General features: G+C 55.7%; 20 protein-coding genes and 1 other annotated feature. Of the genes, 5 read left to right on the plus strand and 15 right to left on the minus strand.

Translation table 11 applies throughout. The features are described from left to right. Positions 1-3 precede the first annotated feature (3 nt). Positions 4-942, minus strand: coding sequence for a bifunctional riboflavin kinase/FAD synthetase (gene ribF / locus BBA90_RS17020; protein ID WP_065650173.1), 939 nt, complete (start codon positions 940-942; stop codon positions 4-6). Between the two features lie 320 nt (positions 943-1,262). Between ribF and rpsT the strand changes: the two genes are divergently transcribed. Then, positions 1,263-1,526 (plus strand): 30S ribosomal protein S20, encoded by a 264-nt coding sequence (rpsT, locus tag BBA90_RS17025; RefSeq protein ID WP_039382484.1) that lies wholly within the window; start codon positions 1,263-1,265, stop codon positions 1,524-1,526. Positions 1,527-1,632: 106 nt separating this feature from the next. Here rpsT and nhaA read toward each other — a convergent pair whose 3' ends face one another. From nhaA to tal, 6 genes are all read right to left on the minus strand, one after another. Then, positions 1,633-2,811: a Na+/H+ antiporter NhaA gene (gene nhaA, locus BBA90_RS17030; protein ID WP_065650174.1), complete on the minus strand. Its 1,179-nt coding sequence runs from the start codon at positions 2,809-2,811 to the stop codon at positions 1,633-1,635. A gap of 150 nt (positions 2,812-2,961) precedes the next feature. Then, positions 2,962-4,104: a molecular chaperone DnaJ gene (gene dnaJ / locus BBA90_RS17035; RefSeq protein ID WP_065650175.1), complete on the minus strand. Its 1,143-nt coding sequence runs from the start codon at positions 4,102-4,104 to the stop codon at positions 2,962-2,964. Positions 4,105-4,206: 102 nt separating this feature from the next. Then, entirely contained in the window at positions 4,207-6,117 is a 1,911-nt protein-coding gene (gene dnaK / locus BBA90_RS17040; protein ID WP_065650176.1) for a molecular chaperone DnaK, read from the minus strand. A gap of 252 nt (positions 6,118-6,369) precedes the next feature. Next, positions 6,370-7,671 carry an MFS transporter gene (locus BBA90_RS17045; protein ID WP_065650177.1) on the minus strand — a complete coding sequence of 434 codons (1,302 nt, stop codon included), beginning with the start codon at positions 7,669-7,671 and terminating at the stop codon, positions 6,370-6,372. Between the two features lie 105 nt (positions 7,672-7,776). After that, a complete protein-coding gene (gene mog, locus BBA90_RS17050; RefSeq protein WP_065650178.1) occupies positions 7,777-8,364 on the minus strand; it encodes a molybdopterin adenylyltransferase in 588 nt (195 codons plus the stop codon). Between the two features lie 123 nt (positions 8,365-8,487). After that, entirely contained in the window at positions 8,488-9,441 is a 954-nt protein-coding gene (gene tal, locus BBA90_RS17055) for a transaldolase (RefSeq protein WP_065650179.1), read from the minus strand. Positions 9,442-9,655: 214 nt separating this feature from the next. Here tal and yaaA point away from each other — a divergent pair, with 214 nt between their 5' ends. Then, positions 9,656-10,432: a peroxide stress protein YaaA gene (gene yaaA / locus BBA90_RS17060; RefSeq protein ID WP_065650180.1), complete on the plus strand. Its 777-nt coding sequence runs from the start codon at positions 9,656-9,658 to the stop codon at positions 10,430-10,432. Positions 10,433-10,770: 338 nt separating this feature from the next. Here yaaA and thrC read toward each other — a convergent pair whose 3' ends face one another. The 5 genes from thrC to BBA90_RS17085 form a co-directional block, all read right to left on the minus strand. Further along, positions 10,771-12,054 (minus strand): threonine synthase, encoded by a 1,284-nt coding sequence (gene thrC, locus BBA90_RS17070; RefSeq protein ID WP_065650182.1) that lies wholly within the window; start codon positions 12,052-12,054, stop codon positions 10,771-10,773. Between the two features lie 3 nt (positions 12,055-12,057). Next, positions 12,058-12,987, minus strand: a complete 930-nt coding sequence (gene thrB / locus BBA90_RS17075; protein WP_065650183.1) for a homoserine kinase — start codon at positions 12,985-12,987, stop codon at positions 12,058-12,060. Between the two features lie 2 nt (positions 12,988-12,989). Next, complete coding sequence (gene thrA, locus BBA90_RS17080) at positions 12,990-15,452, minus strand: bifunctional aspartate kinase/homoserine dehydrogenase I (protein WP_065650184.1); 2,463 nt, start codon at positions 15,450-15,452, stop codon at positions 12,990-12,992. 26 nt (positions 15,453-15,478) lie between these two features. Further along, positions 15,479-15,601 (minus strand) — a sequence feature (Thr leader region). Beyond that, entirely contained in the window at positions 15,537-15,608 is a 72-nt protein-coding gene (gene thrL / locus BBA90_RS19695) for a thr operon leader peptide (RefSeq protein WP_071669149.1), read from the minus strand. (Overlaps the previous feature by 65 nt.) Positions 15,609-15,793: 185 nt before the next feature. Beyond that, positions 15,794-16,498 carry a tRNA/rRNA methyltransferase gene (locus tag BBA90_RS17085; protein WP_065650185.1) on the minus strand — a complete coding sequence of 235 codons (705 nt, stop codon included), beginning with the start codon at positions 16,496-16,498 and terminating at the stop codon, positions 15,794-15,796. 610 nt (positions 16,499-17,108) lie between these two features. Between BBA90_RS17085 and arcA the strand changes: the two genes are divergently transcribed. Continuing rightward, the gene (arcA, locus tag BBA90_RS17090; protein ID WP_039382461.1) at positions 17,109-17,825 is read left to right on the plus strand and encodes a two-component system response regulator ArcA; all 717 of its coding nucleotides are present in this window, start codon (positions 17,109-17,111) and stop codon (positions 17,823-17,825) included. Between the two features lie 46 nt (positions 17,826-17,871). On the opposite strand, the gene creA is transcribed toward arcA, so the two are convergent. After that, positions 17,872-18,345: a protein CreA gene (creA, locus tag BBA90_RS17095; protein WP_065650186.1), complete on the minus strand. Its 474-nt coding sequence runs from the start codon at positions 18,343-18,345 to the stop codon at positions 17,872-17,874. A 194-nt stretch (positions 18,346-18,539) separates the two neighbouring features. Here creA and robA point away from each other — a divergent pair, with 194 nt between their 5' ends. Next, positions 18,540-19,421, plus strand: coding sequence for an MDR efflux pump AcrAB transcriptional activator RobA (gene robA, locus BBA90_RS17100; protein WP_065650187.1), 882 nt, complete (start codon positions 18,540-18,542; stop codon positions 19,419-19,421). Positions 19,422-19,717: 296 nt separating this feature from the next. Here robA and gpmB read toward each other — a convergent pair whose 3' ends face one another. Beyond that, positions 19,718-20,371, minus strand: coding sequence for a 2,3-diphosphoglycerate-dependent phosphoglycerate mutase GpmB (gpmB, locus tag BBA90_RS17105; RefSeq protein WP_039382453.1), 654 nt, complete (start codon positions 20,369-20,371; stop codon positions 19,718-19,720). A 51-nt stretch (positions 20,372-20,422) separates the two neighbouring features. Here gpmB and yjjX point away from each other — a divergent pair, with 51 nt between their 5' ends. Next, a complete protein-coding gene (gene yjjX / locus BBA90_RS17110) occupies positions 20,423-20,941 on the plus strand; it encodes an inosine/xanthosine triphosphatase (RefSeq protein ID WP_065650188.1) in 519 nt (172 codons plus the stop codon). Here the strand turns inward: yjjX and trpR are convergent. Continuing rightward, positions 20,916-21,239: a trp operon repressor gene (trpR, locus tag BBA90_RS17115; protein ID WP_065650189.1), complete on the minus strand. Its 324-nt coding sequence runs from the start codon at positions 21,237-21,239 to the stop codon at positions 20,916-20,918. The genes yjjX and trpR overlap by 26 nt on opposite strands. Positions 21,240-21,271 lie beyond the last annotated feature (32 nt).

Genomic DNA, 21,271 nt, shown 5'->3' on the forward strand with positions numbered 1-21,271 from the left:
TCATTAAACCGGTGTTTGTAGCCCAAAGAATTGGCGGGCTGTCACCACATCTTTTGCAATTTGTTCTTTCAGCGCATCCAGCGAGGCAAAGCGCTGTTCGTCGCGGATCTTCTGTTTCAGCACCACCTCAATATGGCGGCCATAGAGATCCATATGTGTGTCAAGCAGATGAACTTCAAGCTGCTGACGTAAACCTTTTACCGTCGGGCGGGTACCGATGTTGGCGACGCCCGGCACCGGCTGTGCGCCCAGCCCCAGCACTTCCACGGCAAACACGCCTTTAACCGGCGTCACCGCGCGGCGCAACGGCAAATTAGCGGTCGGGAAACCTATGGTACGGCCCAGTGCATCACCGTGCACCACGCGACCAGAAATGCTGAAGGGATGGCCAAGCAGCTGCTTCGCCTGCGCAAAGTCATCCTGCGCCAGCGCCTGACGGACAGCGGTACTGCTGATGCGCTTGCCGCTGTCGCAGAAGGTCTGAGTGCTGATGACCTCAAAGCCATACTCCGCACCCGCTTTCTGTAATAACAGGAAATCCCCTTCGCGACCAGCGCCGAAGCGGAAATCATCGCCCACCGCCAGAAAACGCACGTCGAGTTTTTCCACCAGCAGCTCGCTGATAAAGCGCTGGGCCGGATAGGCTGCAAACTGACGATCAAACCGGATACAGAGCACGGCATCAACGCCGGCCTGCTGCAGCCAGCTCAGTTTTTCACGCAGCCGCGTCAGACGAGCAGGGGCTTTTTTGCCGGCAAACAGCTCCAGCGGCTGCGGTTCAAACAGCATCACCACCACCGGCAGATTGCGCTTACGTCCTTCGGCAATCAGCTGCGCCATCAGTGCCTGATGACCGCGATGCACGCCATCGAAATTACCAATGGTCAGAACGCAGCCGCGATGCTGCTGTTTCAGATTATAAATACCGCGGATTAACTTCATGGCTGACTCAAACCGGTGGAAATCGGCGGATTATACCCTTGAATAGCGCTAAGGTTAACCCGTATACACGCCTTTCCTGCGCTGAAGCGCCCTCTGGCCCGCTGTTTAGCGACAAATCACCGCACGTACTGAAGAAATTTGTTGCGAAATACTGTATTCAGCGCGGGGTTGCTGGTAGAATCTTGCGCCATCAATTACGTAAGCGGGTGTCGTGGTTAAAACGACGCTTATTTGCACAAATCCATTGACAAAAGAAGGCGCAAAAGGCATAGTCCTCGGCCTTTGATTTGTCCATATAGAACACATTTGGGAGTTGGACCTTGGCTAATATCAAATCAGCTAAGAAACGCGCCGTAACATCTGAGAAACGTCGCAAGCATAACGCGAGCAACCGTTCTATGATGCGTACTTTCATCAAGAAAGTATACGCGGCTATCGCAACCGGCGACAAAGCTGCTGCGCAGAACGCATTCAACGAAATGCAACCAATCGTGGACCGTCAGGCTGCTAAAGGTCTGATCCACAAAAACAAAGCTGCACGCCATAAAGCAAACCTGGTGGCTCAGATCAACAAACTGGCTTAATCGCCTGTCTGTTTATCGCTTTGTAGAAAGAACCGGCTTATAGCCGGTTTTTTTATGCCTGTCGTTTGCCGGCAGCGTAAAAAGGAGGCTGACGCCTCCTCTCCGGTTAACGCAGCTTAACGCGCAATAGCGTATAGCCAATCACCGCTGACAGCAGCGAGCCGCTAAGAATACCCAGTTTCGAGAAGGTCACCAGCTCTTCATGCGCGGCGTCAAAGGCCAGCGAACTGATAAAGATAGACATGGTAAAGCCGATACCGCACAGCACGCCTATGGCCATGATATCGCGTATCGTTGTCCCGCCCGGCAGCGCCGCCAGACGCAGTTTTACGGCCAGCCAGCAGAACAGCGTAATACCCAGCGGTTTACCAATCAGTAACCCGAGGATAATCCCCAGCGGCTCTGGTGAGAACACATCACCAAAGGTGATACCACTCAGTGAAATCCCGGCGTTAGCAAACGCGAACAGCGGCAGAATCAGCCAGTTCACCCACGGCATCAGACCGTGCGCCAGATGCTCTGCCGGTGAATGCCCCTCTTTCTCTTCCAGCGGTACAAAGAAGCCGACTACCACGCCTGCCAGCGTGGCGTGCACGCCTGATTTCAGTACAGCCGTCCACAGCACCATCCCGACCAGCATATAGACGGCGATATTCCGCACGCCACAGCGGTTAAGTATGGCCAGCACCACAATCGCCGCTGCCGCCACGCTCAGTGACAGCACAGAGAGATCGCTGGTGTAGAAGAGTGCGATAATCACAATCGCGCCGAGATCGTCGATAATGGCCAGCGCCATCAGGAACACCTTCAGCGCCAGAGGAACACGACTGCCAAGCAGTGCCAGCACGCCCAGAGCAAATGCGATATCGGTCGCGGTAGGAATCGCCCAGCCGTTGCGCGCAATCTCATTGTCATGATTGAAAAACAGGAAAATCAGCGCCGGCGCAACCATACCGCCGAGGGCAGCAATGACCGGAAAAATCGCGCGATCGCGACTGGCCAGCTCGCCGCTGATTAATTCGCGTTTCACTTCCAGACCGATCAGCAGAAAGAACAGCGCCATCAGCGCATCGTTGATCCACAGCAGCAGGTTCTTGCTGATATCGAGTGCGCCAAAGCGGATCTGCACCGGCTCAGCGAGAAAGCTCTGATAGCCAGCGGCTGTCTCTGCACTGTTTGCCAGAATCATAGCCGCGACCGCAGCGAGAATTAATACCATGCCGTTGCTGGCATCACTTTCTATAAAGCTTTTCAGCAACGTTTTAATCGAACGGGGCTTATTCACAACTCCTCCTGAGCAAAAACAATTTGTTAAGGAGTGTAACCGCGTTAACCCTGTGATAAAAGCCGCTTGCCGCGTCTTTACGCCAGTTTAAAATTAATAAAAAAGCGGAGAGTCACCTCTCCGCTTTTCGTGTGTTGCCCTGACGCTGAATCAGCGCGTCAGGTCATCAAAGAACTTCTTCACGCCGTCAAAGAAGCTTTTTGAACGCGGGCTGTTCTTTTCACCGCTCGGGCCACCAAAGCTCTCTTCCAGCTCGCGCAGCAGCGCTTTCTGTTTATCATTCAGGCTGACCGGCGTTTCCACCACCACCCGGCACAGCAGGTCACCAACGGCGCCGCCGCGCACTGATTTTACGCCTTTGCCGCGCATGCGGAACAGCTTGCCGGTCTGGGTCTCAGCAGGCACCTTCAGCTTCACACGGCCATCCAGCGTGGGCACTTCAATCTCCCCGCCCAGTGCCGCCATCGCAAAGTTGATCGGCACTTCGCAATAAAGGTTATTCTCTTCACGCTCAAAGATTGGGTGCTTCTTCACCGAGACCTGAACGTAGAGATCGCCCGCTGGTGCGCCATGCTCGCCCGCTTCCCCTTCGCCACTCAGACGAATGCGGTCGCCGGTGTCCACGCCCGCCGGGATTTTCACCGACAGCGTTTTCTGACGCTCAACGCGTCCGTGACCATGACAGGCGTTGCACGGATCTTTGATGACCGAGCCGCGGCCGTGACAGGTCGGACACGCCTGCTGCACAGTAAAGAAGCCCTGACGCATCTGCACCTGACCCGCGCCGTGGCAGGTCGGACAGGTTTGCGGCTGCGTGCCTGCTTTGGCACCGCTGCCATGACAGACATCGCACTCTTCCAGTACCGGGATGCGGATCTCTTTGGTCACGCCGCGTACCGCTTCTTCCAGCGTCAGCTCCATGTTGTAGCGTAAATCGGCACCGCGTGATGCACGCTGACGGCGACCGCCGCCAAAGATATCGCCAAATACGTCGCCAAAGATATCGCTGAAGTCTGCGCCACCGCCGCCGAAGCCGCCACCACCAAAGCCGCCGCCACCGCCGCCCTGTTCAAAGGCTGCGTGACCATACTGGTCATAGGCCGCACGCTTCTGTGCATCCGTCAGAATTTCGTACGCTTCCTTCACTTCTTTAAATTTTGCTTCGGCTTCTTTGTCGCCCGGATTGCGGTCCGGGTGATATTTCATCGCCAGGCGCTTATAAGCCTTTTTGATTTCACGCTCATCAGCCGATTTTGAGACGCCTAAGATCTCGTAAAAATCACTCTTAGCCATTTTGTTCTGCCCTTAACATAGTTGCACGGGCGTGGAGAAACTCCTACGCCCGTGCTGGTTTCAACGGCTGTCAGGCCAGCCGTCGCGCCCGGTCAGGGGCAATTATTTTTTATCTTTAACTTCTTCGAACTCAGCATCGACCACGTCATCTTGTTTCTGTGCTGACGCGTCACCAGCGTCCGCTGCGTCTGCCTGGCCCTGCTGCTGTGCCATCTCCATCAGCTTGCCGGAGACTTCCATCAGCGCCTGCATTTTCGCTTCAATAGCCGCTTTGTCTTCGCCTTTCAGCGCGGTATTCAGCTCAGTCAGTGCAGCTTCAATAGGTGCTTTGTCTTCTGCAGAGAGTTTGTCGCCTGCTTCATCCAGCTGCTTACGGGTGCTGTGCGCAATCTGGTCGCCCTGGTTGCGCGTCTGTACCAGCTCTTCAAACTTGCGGTCAGATTCAGCGTTCGCTTCCGCGTCACGCACCATTTTTTCGATTTCGTCTTCGTTCAGACCAGAAGAGGCTTTAATGGTGATCTTCTGCTCTTTACCGCTGTTTTTATCTTTCGCTGACACATGCAGAATACCGTCGGCATCGATGTCAAAGGTAACTTCGATCTGCGGCATACCGCGTGGCGCAGGCTGGATCCCGTCGAGATTAAACTGACCCAGCGATTTGTTATCACCGGAACGTTTACGCTCACCCTGCAGCACGTGAATGGTCACGGCAGACTGGTTGTCTTCAGCAGTAGAGAACACCTGGCTGTGCTTGGTCGGAATAGTGGTGTTCTTGCTGATCAGCGCGGTCATGACGCCGCCCATGGTTTCAATACCCAGCGACAGCGGCGTTACGTCCAGCAGCAGAACGTCTTTTACATCACCTGCCAGTACGCCACCCTGCACGGCAGCACCGACCGCTACGGCTTCATCCGGGTTCACGTCTTTACGTGGCTCTTTGCCGAAGAACTCGGTTACTTTCGCCTGCACCATTGGCATACGCGTCTGACCACCCACCAGGATGACATCGTTGATGTCAGAAACTGACAGGCCAGCATCCTGCAGTGCCACTTTCAGCGGCTCAATGGAGCGGGTGACCAGGTCTTCTACCAGAGATTCCAGTTTCGCACGCGTCACTTTGATGTTCAGGTGCTTAGGACCGGTTGCATCTGCCGTGATGTATGGCAGGTTAACATCGGTCTGCTGCGCAGAAGAGAGCTCGATTTTTGCTTTCTCAGCCGCTTCTTTCAGACGCTGCATAGCCAGCGGATCGTTGTGCAGATCGATACCCTGGTCTTTTTTGAATTCGGCTACCAGATAGTTAATCAGGCGGCTGTCAAAGTCTTCACCACCTAGGTGGGTATCACCGTTGGTTGCCAGAACTTCAAAGGTTTTTTCGCCATCAACGTCGTCGATCTCGATGATAGAGATATCGAAGGTACCGCCGCCCAGGTCATAAACCGCGATAGTGCGGTTGCCCTGGCCTTTGTCCAGACCGTACGCCAGCGCTGCTGCGGTTGGTTCGTTGATGATGCGCTTAACATCCAGACCTGCAATACGGCCTGCATCTTTGGTCGCCTGACGCTGTGCATCGTTGAAGTAAGCCGGTACGGTAATGACCGCTTCAGTCACCGCTTCACCGAGGAAATCTTCCGCGGTTTTCTTCATTTTTTTCAGCACTTCAGCAGAGATCTGTGGCGGTGCCATTTTCTGGCCTTTCACGTCCAGCCAGGCATCACCGTTGTCAGAACCTGTGATCTTGTACGGCATGATTTTGATATCACGCTGTACTTCTTCGTCCTGGAAGCGGCGGCCAATTAAGCGCTTAATAGCAAACAGGGTATTCTGCGGGTTGGTCACTGCCTGACGTTTAGCCGGCTGACCTACCAGCGTTTCGCCATCTGCGGTATACGCAATAATTGACGGCGTGGTGCGATCGCCTTCAGCGTTTTCCAGGACGCGTGCTTTGCCGCCGTCCATGATCGCCACACAAGAGTTGGTTGTACCCAGGTCAATACCAATAATCTTACCCATCTAAACGTCTCCCACGTAAATTCTTTGTCAAATTGGGTTGTGATGCAGAGATGTGGTCGTTACCGCCACTTTCAACTGCGTCTGCAGGCTTTTTGCTGCTTCACAACGCCCGATGACAAGTAAATGGGGCCGCTTCGATGCGCATCAAGGGTTAAAAGCAAAAAATATTTCGATTCTTTTACCCCAGCGGGGCAAATGGCGGGAAAATGTACAACACCAGCGGCGGAGCAGCGCTGCCCCGCCGTGGCACGATCAGGATAATGAGCGGGAGGAGTGCACCGTGGTCTGACGCGTATCACGCCAGAGCCAGCAGCCAACGCCTGTACCGATAGCGGCCAGCGCCAGCACGTACCAGGCCGGTGCCATGGGGGTCAGCTGCATCATCAGCGTCACGCTGATGGGCGTCAGGCCGCCAAAAATCGCGTAAGCAACGTTGTATGAGAACGAGATCCCGGTAAAACGCACCGCTGCCGGGAAAGCCCGCACCATCACAAACGGCACCACGCCTACTACGCCGACGCTCAGCCCCGCTACGCCATACCAGAAGAACAGCATCTGCGGCGCGCTGCCGGTGTTTTGGAAAAAGTGCCAGCTGCAGAAAGCCAGCAGCAGCGATCCCGCTATCAGCGTACGCGCCGCACCCGTGCGATCCACAATCCAGCCTGCCAGCACGCACCCGATCAGCAGCATCACCGTAGCGAGGCTGTTAGCCTGCAGGCTCAGCGCAGCCGGTACGCCCTGCTTCTGCATCAGTGCAGGCGCCATTAAAATCACCACAACAATGCAGGCGGAGAGCAGCCAGGTCAGCAGCATTGAGATCGCGATACTGCGCTTGTGGTGCAGCAAAATAGCCTGCAGCGGCAGCCGTTCAGACAAGGTTTTACGCTGCTGCATCTGCTGAAACACCGGCGTTTCATGCAGCCAGCGACGCAGGTACATCGCCAGCAGGCCAAACATACCGCCGAGAAAGAACGGCAGTCGCCAGCCATAATCACGCATTTCCGCCGGAGAAAAGGCCGTGTTAAGCAGCGTTGCCACCAGCGAACCCAGCAGAATACCGGCGGTGAGCCCTGCGGTCAGCGTGCCGCAGGCAAAGCCGGTACGCTTTTCCGGCACGTGCTCGGCAACAAATACCCAGGCGCCCGGGACTTCACCGCCGATAGCCGCGCCCTGCAGCATCCGCAATAGCAGCATCAGCAGCGGCGCAGCAATACCGATGCTCGCATAGGTGGGCAGTGCGCCCATCGCCAGCGTCGGCAGCGCCATCAGCAGAATGCTCAGGCTGAACATCTTTTTCCGGCCAACTTTGTCACCAAAGTGCGCCATGACAATACCGCCCAAAGGGCGCGCCAGATAGCCGGCAGCAAAAATGCCGAACGTCTGCACCTGACGCAGCCAGTCAGGCATATCCGGCGGAAAAAAGAGTTCGCCAATAACGGCAGCAAAGAAGATAAAAATAATGAAGTCGTAGAATTCCAGCGCCCCGCCAAGGGCAGCCAGCGACAGGGTTTTATAATCCTGCCGGTTAAGTCGATGCGAGGTGAGCGAGTCCATAACGGTGCGGTATCCAGAGCCGGAAAAGGTAGGGCAGACGTTACTATACTGGCAAACCCGCACCACGCCAGCAAGGCTGAATTTTATGCCTGAAAAGCCTTATTTTCAGAGGTTTGTCTCACGCCGTGCGCTTTTCGGGCGAAATGCTGCTACCACTGCCGCATGCGTCTCGATATACGGTCCTTCCAGCAGCTGTAAGCAGTAAGGCACCGCAGCAAAAATTCCGGGCACCCTGACGCTGCCATCCTCCGCTTTTACGCCTTCCAGCGTCTCTTTGATCGATTTCGGCTGACCGGGCAGATTCAGGATCAGCGACTGTTTGCGGATCACTCCCACCTGCCGTGACAAAATGGCAGTGGGAACAAACTGCAGGCTGATTTGACGCATCTGCTCACCAAAGCCAGGCATTTCGCGATCCGCTACCGCCAGCGTCGCATCCGGCGTTACGTCACGTCGTGCCGGCCCGGTACCGCCGGTGGTCAGCACCAGATGGCAGAAGCGTTCATCCACCAGCTCGCAGATCGCCTGTTCAATCATCGGTTGTTCATCCGGTACCAGACGTGTCTCCAGCTCGAAGGGCGTTGCCAGTGCACCGCTGAGCCAGCTCTCCAGGGCCGGAATGCCCTGATCCTGATAAATGCCGTTTGCTGCGCGATCGGAAACGGAAATTAATCCAATGCGTAAAGTGTCCATAAGAGTATCGCTGTGGTTAGCCGCGTGGCGGCAAAAAAAGAGAGATGCAGAAAGGATAATACAAAGCGCAGAGCAGAGAAATGCGTAATGCCGTGGCGGCAAGGTACCGCCACGGCGTCAGGCTTACAGCAGTTCAGTAAGCATCTTTTCAAGTTTGCCCTGATCAACGGCAAAGTTGCGGATACCTTCCGCCAGCTTAGTGACCGCCATAGGATCCTGATTATGCTGCCACAGGAACTCCGCTTCGGTCATTTTCGCCGGACGTTCGCTGATCTCACCGCTGTAGCTCAGCTTGCGCTCAACGCTGCCTTCGCTCTCAGCCAGCTCTTTCAGCAGGCCCGGAGAGATAGTCAGACGGTCGCAGCCCGCCAGTTCGATGATTTCGCCCACGTTACGGAAGCTGGCTCCCATCACCACGGTTTCATAGCCATGCTGTTTGTAATAGCTGTAGATTTCAGACACGGAGACCACGCCTGGATCTTCATGCGGCGCATACTCTTTTTTATCGGTGTTCTGCTTGTACCAGTCGAGAATACGGCCCACGAAAGGAGAGATCAGGAAGACGCCTGCTTCCGCACAGGCGCGTGCCTGCGCGAAGGAGAACAGCAGCGTAAGGTTACAGTTGATCCCTTCTTTTTCCAGCTGCTCCGCCGCGCGGATGCCCTGCCAGGTTGAAGCGAGCTTGATCAGAATGCGATCGTTGCTGATGCCCGCGTCGTTGTAGAGTTTAATCAGGCTGCGCGCCTTCGCGATGCTCGCTTCTGTATCGTAGGAGAGACGTGCATCCACTTCTGTTGAAATACGGCCCGGGATCAGTTTGAGGATCTCCAGCCCGATATTGACAGCCAGTTTGTCAGAGACCAGCGCCAGCTGCTCTTCCTTGTTGCTGCTCTGCTCACGCGCCCAGCCGATCGCTTCATCAATCAGCTTGCGGTATTCAGGGATCTGGGCAGCGTTGAGGATCAGGGAAGGGTTCGTGGTGGCATCCTGCGGCTGATAGAGCTTCATCGCTGCAATATCACCGGTGTCGGCGACCACGGTAGTCAGCTGACGCAGGGAAGTAAGTTTATCCGTCATGGTTCTCTTTTCTCTTTAGTTGACTGTCAGGGTATAAAAGGCTGAATCGATAATATCACGCGCAATCAGCGGCGCAACATCGTGGCGTGCCCTTTACGATAGCGCTAACAAATAGGAGCGATTTGCCGATTGATGCCGCTTTTTTGATACACTCCGCGCAATAAATTTTCCGTTAATGTCCTGATATTTAAGCAGGCGCACAAGGAGACCCGGTATGCTGATGGTGATTTCGCCCGCGAAAACGCTGGATTATGAGAGCCCGCTTGCCACCCCCCGCTTTACCCGGCCTGAGCTGCTGGAAAAATCGCAGCAGCTGATTGACGTTGCGCGCGCCCTCTCTCCGGCTGATATCGCTTCGCTGATGCGTATCAGCGACAAGCTGGCGCACCTGAACGCCGAGCGCTTTAACCAGTGGCAGCCGCACTTTACGCCGGAAAATGCGCGTCCGGCTATTCTGGCATTTAAAGGTGATGTGTACACCGGCCTGCAGGCGGAACGTTTTAGTGAAGCGGATTTTGATTTTGCCCAGCAGCATCTGCGTATGCTCTCCGGCCTGTATGGCCTGCTGCGGCCGCTGGATCTGATGCAACCCTACCGGCTGGAGATGGGTACCCGCCTGGCCAATCCGGCTGGCCGCGATCTCTACAGCTTCTGGGGCGATACGCTTACGGAAACGCTGAACCGTGCGCTACAGGCGCAGGGCGATCGGGTGTTGATCAATCTTGCTTCAGACGAATATTTCCGGGCAGTAAAGCCGGCGAAACTTGATGCCGATGTGGTGAAGCCGGTGTTTCTGGATGAAAAAGATGGCCACTATAAAGTCATCAGTTTTTACGCCAAAAAAGCGCGCGGGCTGATGAGCCGTTTTGTGATTGAGCATCGTCTGACAGAGGCAGAACAGCTGAAGCAGTTTGACGTGGAGGGATACCGTTTTGATGCGGCAGCCAGCCAGGGGAATGAGCTGGTGTTTAAGCGCCAGCAGCAGGCATAAATCGTTTTATGCCGGGACGTCATCACGTTTCGTGTGCACATCAGTTCGGGCGTCATGAATGGCGTCATCACGTTTCGTACGCGCATCAATCCGGGCGCCATTAATGACGTCATCACGTTTCGTACGCGCATCAATCCGGGCGTCATTAATGACGTCATCACGTTTCGCACGCGCATCAACCCGGGCGTCATGAATGGCGTCATCACGTTTTATACGCGTATCAACCCGGGCGCCATGAATGGCGCCCCTACAGGGGGATGGGATATCCGTAGGGGGCGCATTTATGCGCCCCTGGCGTGTTTATGCGCCCCTGGCTGCCATGAATACGCTCCGATCTGTTACCGCAGCAGGAATTTGCGCAGTGCGGCAAACTCTGCCGGCATCTGGTGAGACAGCAGCGGCAAATCGGCACGATCGGCCAGCGCCTGCGGCAGCGTAAGCGTCTGCCCCAGAATCTCCTCTACGCTCTCGCGGAATTTCGCCGGATGCGCCGTGCCGAGGAACAATCCATACTCACCTTCCTGCAGCTGATCGCGCAGCAGACGATAAGCGATGGCCGCGTGCGGTTCGGAGAGATAACCCAGATCGGCCAGCTCGCGCATCGTGGCCTGCGTCGTCTCATCAGAAACCGCACCGTAAGCGAGATCGGTCAGACGCCAGGTTTTACGGCGGAACAGCTCTTCCACGCGCGGCCAGTTATTGGGCTGGCTGACATCCATGGCGTTTGACAGGGTAGCCACGGTGGCATTCGGCTGCCAGGCCCCGTTGCCAAGAAAGCGCGGTACGGTGTCATTGGCGTTGGTTGCGGCGATAAACCGTTTGATTGGCAGACCGAGCGATTTTGCCAGCAGGCCGGCGGTAAGATCGCCAAAGTTACCGCTGGGTACCGAGACCACCAGCTGATTGCGCTGCTCCTGCGGCAGCTGTGCGACCGCCTCAAAGTAGTAGCAGATCTGCGCCAGCAGACGACTGATGTTGATGGAGTTAGCGGAGTTAAGGCCAATCGCTTTTTTCAGCTCTTCGTCATCAAACGCCTGCTTAACCAGTGACTGACAGGTATCGAAATCGCCATCAATCGCGATAGTTTCAATATTGCCACCCAGCGTGCAGAACAGTTTTTCCTGCAGGGCGCTGATTTTGCCCTGCGGATAGAGGATCACCACGCGCACGTTTTCCATACCGTAAAAGGCGTGTGCCACGGCGGCCCCGGTATCACCCGAGGTGGCGGTCAGGATAGTGATCTGCTCATCTGCGCCAGAAACATAGGAGAGCATCTGCGCCATAAAGCGGCCGCCGAAATCTTTAAACGCCAGCGTCGGGCCGTGGAACAGCTCCAGACAGGCGATATCTTCGCTGACCTTCGCCACCGGAGCCGGAAACGTAAAGGCCGTTTTGACCCGCTCAGCCAGCTGATGCGGGGTGACTTCATCTCCGATATAAGCAGACAGGATTTTGCTGCTGCGGCTGACAAAGTCCATCTCCAGCATCGCATCGATGTCAGTCAGTTCAAATTCCGGCAGCTCCAGTGGAAAGAACAGCCCCTGCTGCGAGCCCAGCCCCTGTTTCACTGCCTGTGAGAAGCTGACCTGCTCGTTGTGATCCTTAAGATTATAGAGTTTCATACGTTATCCCAGTTTACGTGCGCCAGCCGTATCAAGACGGCAGATATGGACGAAGCCTTCTTCATTCTGCAGATAGTGCTGGCTCAGCCAGTCTGCCATCCGCTGCGCCGTTGCCCTCTCATTGCAAACAGCGAAAAGCGTCGGGCCGGAGCCCGAGATACCGCAGGCCAGCGCGCCGATGTCGGCTGCCGCCTGCCGTGCTGCGGCGAAGCCTGGCAGCAGTTTAGTGCGGTACGGTTCAGCCACCACATCCTGCATCAGCTTAGCCGCCAGCTGCGGCTGCCGGGTATGACAGGCATGGATAAAGCCCGCCAGCAGGCGGCCATGCTTAATCACATCCTGCTTACGATATTGCGCCGGCAGAATCGCCCGCGCTTCCGCGGTCGAAACCTTGATGCCGGGATACGCCATAACCCACAGCCACTCATCAAAACAGGGCACCTGCTGGCTGATAATCCCCTGCTCTTCAATCATCAATTGTACGCCGCCCAGGAAGCAGGGAGCCACATTGTCATAGTGAACGCTGCCGGAAATACGCCCTTCCAGCTCGCCCATCAGCGCCAGCAGCGCGGTATCGCTGAGCGGCTTGCCGCAGAATTCGTTCATCGCCATCAAGCCCGCTACCACCGAGCAGGCGCTGGAGCCGAGACCGGAGCCGATCGGCATATTTTTTTCCAGCGTCATCGCCACCGGCACTTCTTTGCCAATTGCCTGACAGAAACGCTCCCAGCACTGATAAACAATATTTTCTTTAGGATCGTCAGGCAGTTTGCTGACAAAACGACCACGATTCACAAGGCTGAAACGATCGGCCGCTTCGACGGCCACACAGTCGCCCAGCAGCGATCCATCCACCGGCGACACCGCAGCCCCCAGCACGTCAAAGCCAACGCTGACGTTGCCAATGGAGGCCGGTGCATAAATTTTTACCATTATTAAACTCCTAACTTCCACGACAGCGTACGCAGCAGATCGGCAAATACGCCCGCTGCGGTAACATCATTCCCTGCACCATACCCGCGCAGCACCAGCGGAATTGGCTGATAGTAGCGGCTATAGAACGCCAGCGCATTTTCACCGTTTTTCACTTTGCACAGCGGATCGTTACCGTCTACCGCCTCAATCTTAACGCTGCAGCGTCCATCTTCTGCAATCGCTCCGACAAAACGCAGCACTTTGCCTTCGTCGCGCGCCTGAGCGACGCGTGCTGCAAAGGCGTTATCCAGCTCCGGCAGACGCGCTATAAACTGATCCGCATCTGCCAGTTCAGTCAGGCTCGCAGGCAGAAGCGGTTCGATATTGATATCGCTCAGCTCCAGCTGATGGCCCGCCTCACGCGCCAGGATCAGCAGTTTGCGCGCCACATCCATTCCCGACAGATCGTCACGCGGATCGGGTTCGGTAAAGCCCATCTCGCGCGCCAGCGTAGTCGCCTGCGACAGCGACATTCCCTCATCCAGCTTGCCGAAGATAAAAGAGAGCGAGCCGGAGAGAATGCCGGAAAATTTAATCAGCTCATCACCCGCGTTCAGCAGGTTCTGCAGGTTTTCAATCACCGGCAGACCGGCGCCGACGTTAGTGTCATAAAGAAACTTGCGGCGCGATTTGGCGGCGGCAGCCCGCATCTGCTGGTAGTAATTCCACGAGGAGGTGTTCGCCTTTTTGTTAGGCGTCACCACATGGAAACCTTCTGCAAGGAAGTCTGCATACTGGTCGGCCACCGCCTGGCTGGAGGTACAGTCGACGATCACCGGATTGAGCAGGTGATACTCTTTTACCAGCCGGATCAGACGTCCGAGGTTAAACGGCTCACGCGCTTCACTCAGCGCGCCTTTCCAGTCACTCAGATCGATACCGTGGACATTGGTCAGCAGCGCGCGTGAATTCGCGATCCCGCAGACACGCAGATCGATATGTTTGCCTTTCAGCCACGCCTGCTGGCGATGCAGCTGATCGAGCAGCGCACCGCCCACGCCGCCCACGCCGACTACAAACACTTCAATCACCTGATCGGTGGCAAACAGCATCTGATGCACAACGCGTACGCCGGTAGTCACATCGTCATTGCTTACCACAACGGAAATTGAGCGTTCGGAAGAGCCCTGGGCGATCGCCACGATATTAATATTGGCGCGCGCCAGCGCTGAAAAGAATTTGGCGGAAATGCCGCGCAGCGTACGCATGCCGTCGCCTACTACTGAAATCACCGCCAGCTGCTCCAGCACATCCAGCGGATCGAGCAGGCCCTCTTTCAGCTCAAGATGGAATTCTTCTTCCAGTACGCGGCGTGCGCGCGCCTGTTCACTCTGCGGCACGCAGAAGCTGATGCTGTATTCAGAGGAGGATTGTGTGATCAGCACCACGGAGATGCCGGTACGTGACATCGCGGCAAATACGCGCGCGGCCATGCCCACCATGCCTTTCATTCCGGGACCGGAGACGTTAAACATCGCCATATTGTTAAGATGAGTAATGCCTTTAACCGGATTTTCATCATCACCGCCCTCGCCGCCAATCAGCGTGCCGGGCGCCTGCGGATTGGCGGTATTTTTAATTAAGCAGGGGATCTGAAACTGTGCGATCGGTGCAATGGTGCGCGGATGCAGTACTTTGGCACCAAAGTAGGAGAGCTCCATCGCTTCCTGATAAGACATCGACTTCAGCAGGCGCGCATCGGGTACCTGGCGCGGATCGCAGGTGTAGACCCCGTCAACATCGGTCCAGATTTCGCAGCAGTCAGCGCGCAGACAGGCGGCCAGCACGGCAGCCGAATAGTCGGAACCGTTACGCCCCAGCACCACCAGCTCACCCTTTTCATTACCGGCGGTGAAGCCCGCCATCAGGATCATATGATCGGCCGGGATCTGGCTGGCGGTGATACGGCGGGTGGATTCAGGAATATCCACGGTGGATTCCAGGTAGTGCCCCACGGCCAGCAGCTTCTCAACCGGATCGATAACGGTTACCGGATAACCACGCGCCTGCAGCAGCGCTTCCATAATGGCAATCGACAGCTTTTCGCCGCGACAGATAATAGCCGCATTGACCGCATCCGGGCACTGCCCCAGCAGGCTGATACCGTGCAGCACCTGCTTCAGCTGAGCAAACTCCAGCGCAACAAAAGTGCTCATGCGATCAACGTCAAACCCCGGCTGGGCCGCCGCGAGTCCCTGCAGGAGATCGGCAAAAATGCGCTCAGCGTCACTGATATTCGGCAGGGGATCCTGGCCGCTGATGGTTTTTTCAATCATCGCTACCAGGTGATTAGTAATTTTTGCGGGTGCAGAGAGCACGGTGGCAACCTGTCCCTGCTGCGCATTGCTTTCCAGAATGTCCGCCACGCGCAGAAAACGCTCTGCGTTGGCTACTGAGGTTCCGCCGAATTTCAGCACTCGCATGGTTAAAGCTCTCCTGAATTTTTGCCGAAAAAAAAGCCCGCACTGTTGAGGTGCGGGCTTCTTTTTTATTTTTTCCTGTATGCGTCAGCCCGCACCGTTACCTGTGGTAATGGTGGTGGTAATAATTGTTGTGGTGTTCAGGCTGTCGTTACGCATTAAGATTTTTCTGTCTGTCTTTGTCTTGTCCGTCTGCCTTCCAGAAGTAAAGCAAAGCACACGTTAAGTCAACGAATTTGTCTTTTGCGGGTGAACCTGCAGCCGGGCAGTGCTGCGCTGAATCGGGCAAATGCTGTTAAGATCGTTTACGACAAACGCGAGATGCCCGATCAGCAGCTACCAACTCAGGGTTTTTCCGAGTAATTCTCTGCCAGCTTTTTTTCCACATCGTGCAGCAGCCGGTGCAGCATTGCGCTGTCGCGCTGCTCCAGCAGACCGATGCGCTGCTCGATCCAGTCCACCATTTTAGTGTCATCGCTCACCTCCAGCGTGGTAAGCAGCTGCTGAAACCGCTGACGCAGCGCCTGCAGCTGCAGCGCATTCGCCGTTTCTGCCGGGGTGACGGTGACCTGATTAAGTGAAGCGAGCTGATAGCAGTAGACCATGACCGCCTGCCCCAGATTCAGGGAGGGATAATCCGCCGCCATCGGGATACCGGTCAGCAGGTCGACCCGATCCAGCTCCTCGTTTGTCAGTCCGCTATCTTCACGTCCAAATACCAGCGCAATGCGCGGCAGCCACTGCCGCTTTTCCTGCAATATAGTCTCAACCTGTGCAGGCGTAGCGTAGTAGCGAAACTTCGCCCGGCTGCGTGCAGTGGTGGCAACAGAAAAATCGACATCGGCCAGCGCTTCACTCAGCGTGGCGTAAGTCCGGACACTGTCGAGGATTTCACCGGCGCCGTGCGCAACACGTCGCGCCGCCGGATCCTGCCATGCGTCGCTGGCGACAATGCGCAGCTCAGTAAAGCCCATGGTTTTCATTGCGCGGGCAGCGGCACCAATATTTTCCGGGCGGGCGGGTGAAACCAAAATCAGGGGAAAAGACATAATTTTTCCGGTAGCAAATTAACACTGTGCGCTATGGTGGCATGCAGTGATAAAAATACCAATTGTTATGCAGTGATAAAGCGGAATGTTAATAATGTTAAACTGTCGGAATAAATTGTGCTGAAGACATTTGTCACTCTCAGGCAAATATTATGGCGTTATAAAACATAAACCCTGTTAATTCATTGCACTACGCCAGCTATTTATGCAATTTGCACGCGTTTAAAACCGCGGGTTAAATGTAGCGAAAATGCTGCTTTTTGTGAGCTAAGCTGGCAATACAGGAGAAGTTTTTCATAAAAGTGTTAACGTGCTACACTTGCTTTTGATATAAGTCAACGAAGCGTTGTTTTTATGCTTATCGGTTGTTGCTGGTGCTGTTAGGTTGCTGTTAATGCGGTTAGGATAAACGCTATTCCGATCCCAACGGGGCGCACAGATATTCATTCTGACCGGCTGAGCTGACACTGACGTTGACCTGATGGATGGTATATTCCGAAGATTATTTCGTACTCCGGTTGCGCACACGCCTATGACACATTTTTATTTTGTCGCGGCAACGGTTGTACGCCCTGTTTTCGATTTGTTGGCAAATTTTAGGTAGCAAAACATGCAGACCCCGCACATTCTTATCGTTGAAGACGAACTGGTCACGCGTAACACGCTAAAAAGTATTTTTGAGGCGGAAGGTTACGTGGTCTATGAAGCCACTGATGGTGCTGAAATGCATCAGGTTTTAACAGACAATGACGTAAACCTGGTGATTATGGATATCAACCTCCCAGGGAAAAATGGATTGCTGCTGGCGCGCGAGCTGCGTGAACAGGCAAACGTCGCGCTGATGTTTCTGACCGGTCGCGATAATGAAGTGGATAAGATCCTCGGCCTGGAAATTGGCGCTGATGACTACATCACTAAACCTTTTAATCCGCGTGAGCTGACCATTCGCGCGCGCAATCTGCTGTCGCGCACCATGAACCTGGCCATGCCGGGTGAAGAGCGTCGTCAGGTTGAGAGCTATCGCTTCAACGGCTGGGAGCTGGATATTAACAGCCGCTCGCTGATCAGCCCAAACGGTGAGCAATACAAGCTGCCGCGCAGTGAATTCCGCGCGATGCTGCATTTCTGCGAAAATCCGGGCAAAATCCAGACGCGTGCCGACCTGCTTAAGAAGATGACCGGTCGCGAGCTTAAGCCGCATGACCGTACCGTGGATGTCACGATTCGCCGTATTCGTAAACATTTCGAGTCAACACCCGATACGCCGGAAATCATCGCCACCATCCATGGCGAAGGCTATCGCTTCTGCGGTGAACTGCAGGATTAAGTTAAACAGTAAAAAAACGCCCGTCCGGGCGTTTTTTTTAACGGCTTTAATGCCACGGCATAATGGGCACCGCGCTCAGCGCGTTTTTCGGTGATCCATCCACGACCTTATCGGAATAGCTCAGATAGACCAGCGCGTTGCGTTTCTGATCAAAAAAGCGCACCACCTGCAGCTTTTTGAACACCAGCGATGTCCGCTTGCGAAACACCACTTCTCCCTGCGCCTTGCCTTGTGCGATTTTCTCGCTAAGCTCTACAGGCCCTACCTGCTGGCAGGAGATAGCCGCATCCGACGTATCTTCAGCCAGCCCCAGTCCCCCTTTGATGCCGCCGGTTTTTGCCCGGCTGATATAGCAGGTGACATTTTTCACGTCCGGATCGTCGAACGCTTCGACCACGATTTTATGGTCGGGGCCGAAAATTTTGAATACGGTGTCAACAGAGCCGATCTCCTCCGCCAGCGCGACGGGGGTGAACATAAAAGTTGCCAGCGTGACTATAAGAGCGCGATTTATTGTCATTGGGTTACCATTGCAAAGGAAAGAGATGTGGCGATAATGTACCGTCACCAGATAAAAGAACCAAACCTGAACGGGTTATCACCCGCATTGATATAGCACACTTGATCAACACACAAGCGCCGCGCGTTTGTGCATTTAGTGCTATTATTCGACGACTTCATCGTTGCGCCACCAGAGAGTTATGAGGATGTTTTATGGACCAAGCCGGTATCATTCGCGATTTGCTTGTCTGGCTGGAGAGCCATCTGGATCAGCCGCTTTCACTTGATAACGTTGCGCTGAAAGCGGGTTACTCCAAATGGCACCTGCAACGGATGTTTAAAGAGGTTACCGGACATGCCATCGGGGCATACATCCGTGCGCGCCGTCTCTCCAAAGCCGCGGTGGCGCTGCGCCTGACCAGCCGCCCTATCCTTGATATCGCTCTGCAGTATCGCTTCGATTCACAGCAGACCTTTACGCGCGCGTTTAAGAAACAGTTTAATCAGACGCCTGCCTGGTATCGTCGCTCATCTGAGTGGAACTCTTACGGTATCCGTCCGCCTATTCGTCTGGATAACCAGCCCGTGCCAGAAGCACAGTTTGTCACGCTGCCGGAGACGATTCTGGTGGGGCAGACGCAGAGTTACACCTGCGCGCTGGAGCAGATCTCCCGCTATCGCGATGAGATGCGCGTGCACTTCTGGAAGCAGTTCCTGCTGGAAACCGATACCGTGCCGCCGGTGCTTTACGGCCTGCATCAGGTACGCGCCAGCCATGAGAAAGATGATGAGCAGGAGATCCTTTATACCACTGCGGTTCCGGTCGATCAGCAGGCGCTGGACATGCAGTCTAACCAGCGCGTGACGCTGGAAGCAGGAGACTACGTGCAGTTCAGCTATGAAGGGCCGCGCGTCGCACTGCAGGAGTTTATCCTGATGCTCTACGGCACCTGCATGCCGATGCTGGGATTAATCCGCCGTCAGGGCCAGGATATTGAGCGCTTCTATACCCACGGCGGCAAAAAACGCAGCGAACCGCCGGCCGATATCCGCTGCGAATACCTGATCCCGATCCGCCCGCAGCCCGTTAATTAATCGCCCAAGAAGCCTGCAGGGGCGCATTAATGGCGTCATCATATTCCGTACGCGCATCAACCCGGGCGCCATTAATGGCGCCCCTACGGGGAATGTGGGGGGCGCATTAATGCGCCCCTGGCCGCGGTAAAAACATCATCACGTTCCGCATGCGCATTAACCCGGGCGCCATTGATGGCGTCATCACGTTCCGCACGCGCATCAACCCGGGCGCCATTGATGGCGTCATCACGTTCCGCACGCGCATTAACCCGGGCGCCATTAATGGCGCCCCTACATTTTCCGTAGGGGGCGCATTAATGCGCCCCTGGCAGCTCATCCAGTGCCGGAGCGTCAAGATGCGAGACATCACCGGCGGTCTCTACGATCCAGCCAGAGGCCAGCCAGGCGCTCTGCTGATGATCCACGCGTGAAATTGAGCAGTTGCGCAGGCGCAGCCGGCGTTCCGCGTGCGCCGGTAACCCCAGAATGGTACTGACCAGCGCACCCAGCGCCATACCGTGGCTGACCAGCAGCGGCCGGCTGCCAGCTGGCAGATCGAGGCAGGCATTCAGCGCATCGTGCATGCGTGCCGCCAGCTCGCTCATTGACTCACCGCCAGGAATGCGCCCCGCTTCTGTGCCATCCACCAGCGCCTTGCGCCAGCGCTCTTCTTCGGCCGTCAGGCCATCAAGCGGACGCTGCTCCAGACAGCCCATATTGAGCTCGCGCAGACGTGCATCCAGCGTAACCGGGCAGCCGCAGGCGTCAGCAATAATTTCTGCCGTACGCCGGGTGCGACCTAAATCGCTGGCGATGACGTGCGTAATGCCCAGCGTTTTCACCCGCTCACCGACCTGACGTGCCTGCTGTTCACCTTTATCCGTCAGAGCACTGTCGGACTGCCCCTGAATGCGTCGGGCCGCATTCCAAACCGTTTCACCGTGACGAACAAGATAGACCTGTAACATGCGTGATTTCCGTTATACTGCGACAAATTTGCCTTGAGGGTTCAACCCATTATGTACCATGTTGTCGCAGCCACCACCAATCCGGCAAAAATTCGCGCGGTTGCGCAGGCGTTCAGCGACGTTTTCGGTGAGGGATCCTGCCATATTCGCGGGGTAGCGGTCGAGAGCGGCGTGGCGGCTCAGCCGCTCAGCGATGCGGAAACGCGTTGCGGCGCACGTCAGCGCGTAGTTAATGCCCGTGCGGCCGCGCCAGAGGCGGATTTTTGGGTGGCTATTGAGGCGGGCATTGAGGGCGACTGCGCGTTTGCATGGATGGTGGTGGAAAATACACAGCAGCGCGGTGAATCACGCTCTGCCAGTTTTACGCTGCCGTCGGTTGTACTGGCAGGGTTAGCAGCCGGGCGCGAGCTGGGCGAGGAGATGGCACGCCTGACTGGCGTAGAGAATATCAAACACAAGGGCGGCGCGATCGGCGCCTTTACGCAGGGCCTGCTGACCCGCTCCAGCGTCTATCATCACGCGCTGATCCTCGCACTCTGCCCGTTTACTCATCCGCTTTATCAGCAGTAATTAGCCGGGCTTCCAGCCAGCGTCTGAGTTCAGGCGGCGCTTCTTTCAGGCTGTTGGAGCCTCGCGTTATCGTTGCGATGCCCACGCCCAGCTCGTTTTTCAGCTCACGCTGGCTGATATCGCCGTTGATTAACGCTTCAATGATGCGCAGCCGCGTACCGAACGATTCACGTTCGTCGGGCGTCATCATCAGCTGCAGCATCGGCAGTGCCAGGTCATCAGCAAATGCGTGCTGCATCAGGTCGATAAAACTCAGCCAGTGATCGTCAGCGGACTGTTCAGAAAGGGATGAAGGCATAGCGGCTTCCGTACTCATTAACGAGTACGGAA

The organism is Pantoea eucrina (assembly GCF_001691555.1).
GTDB lineage: Bacteria > Pseudomonadota > Gammaproteobacteria > Enterobacterales > Enterobacteriaceae > Pantoea > Pantoea borealis.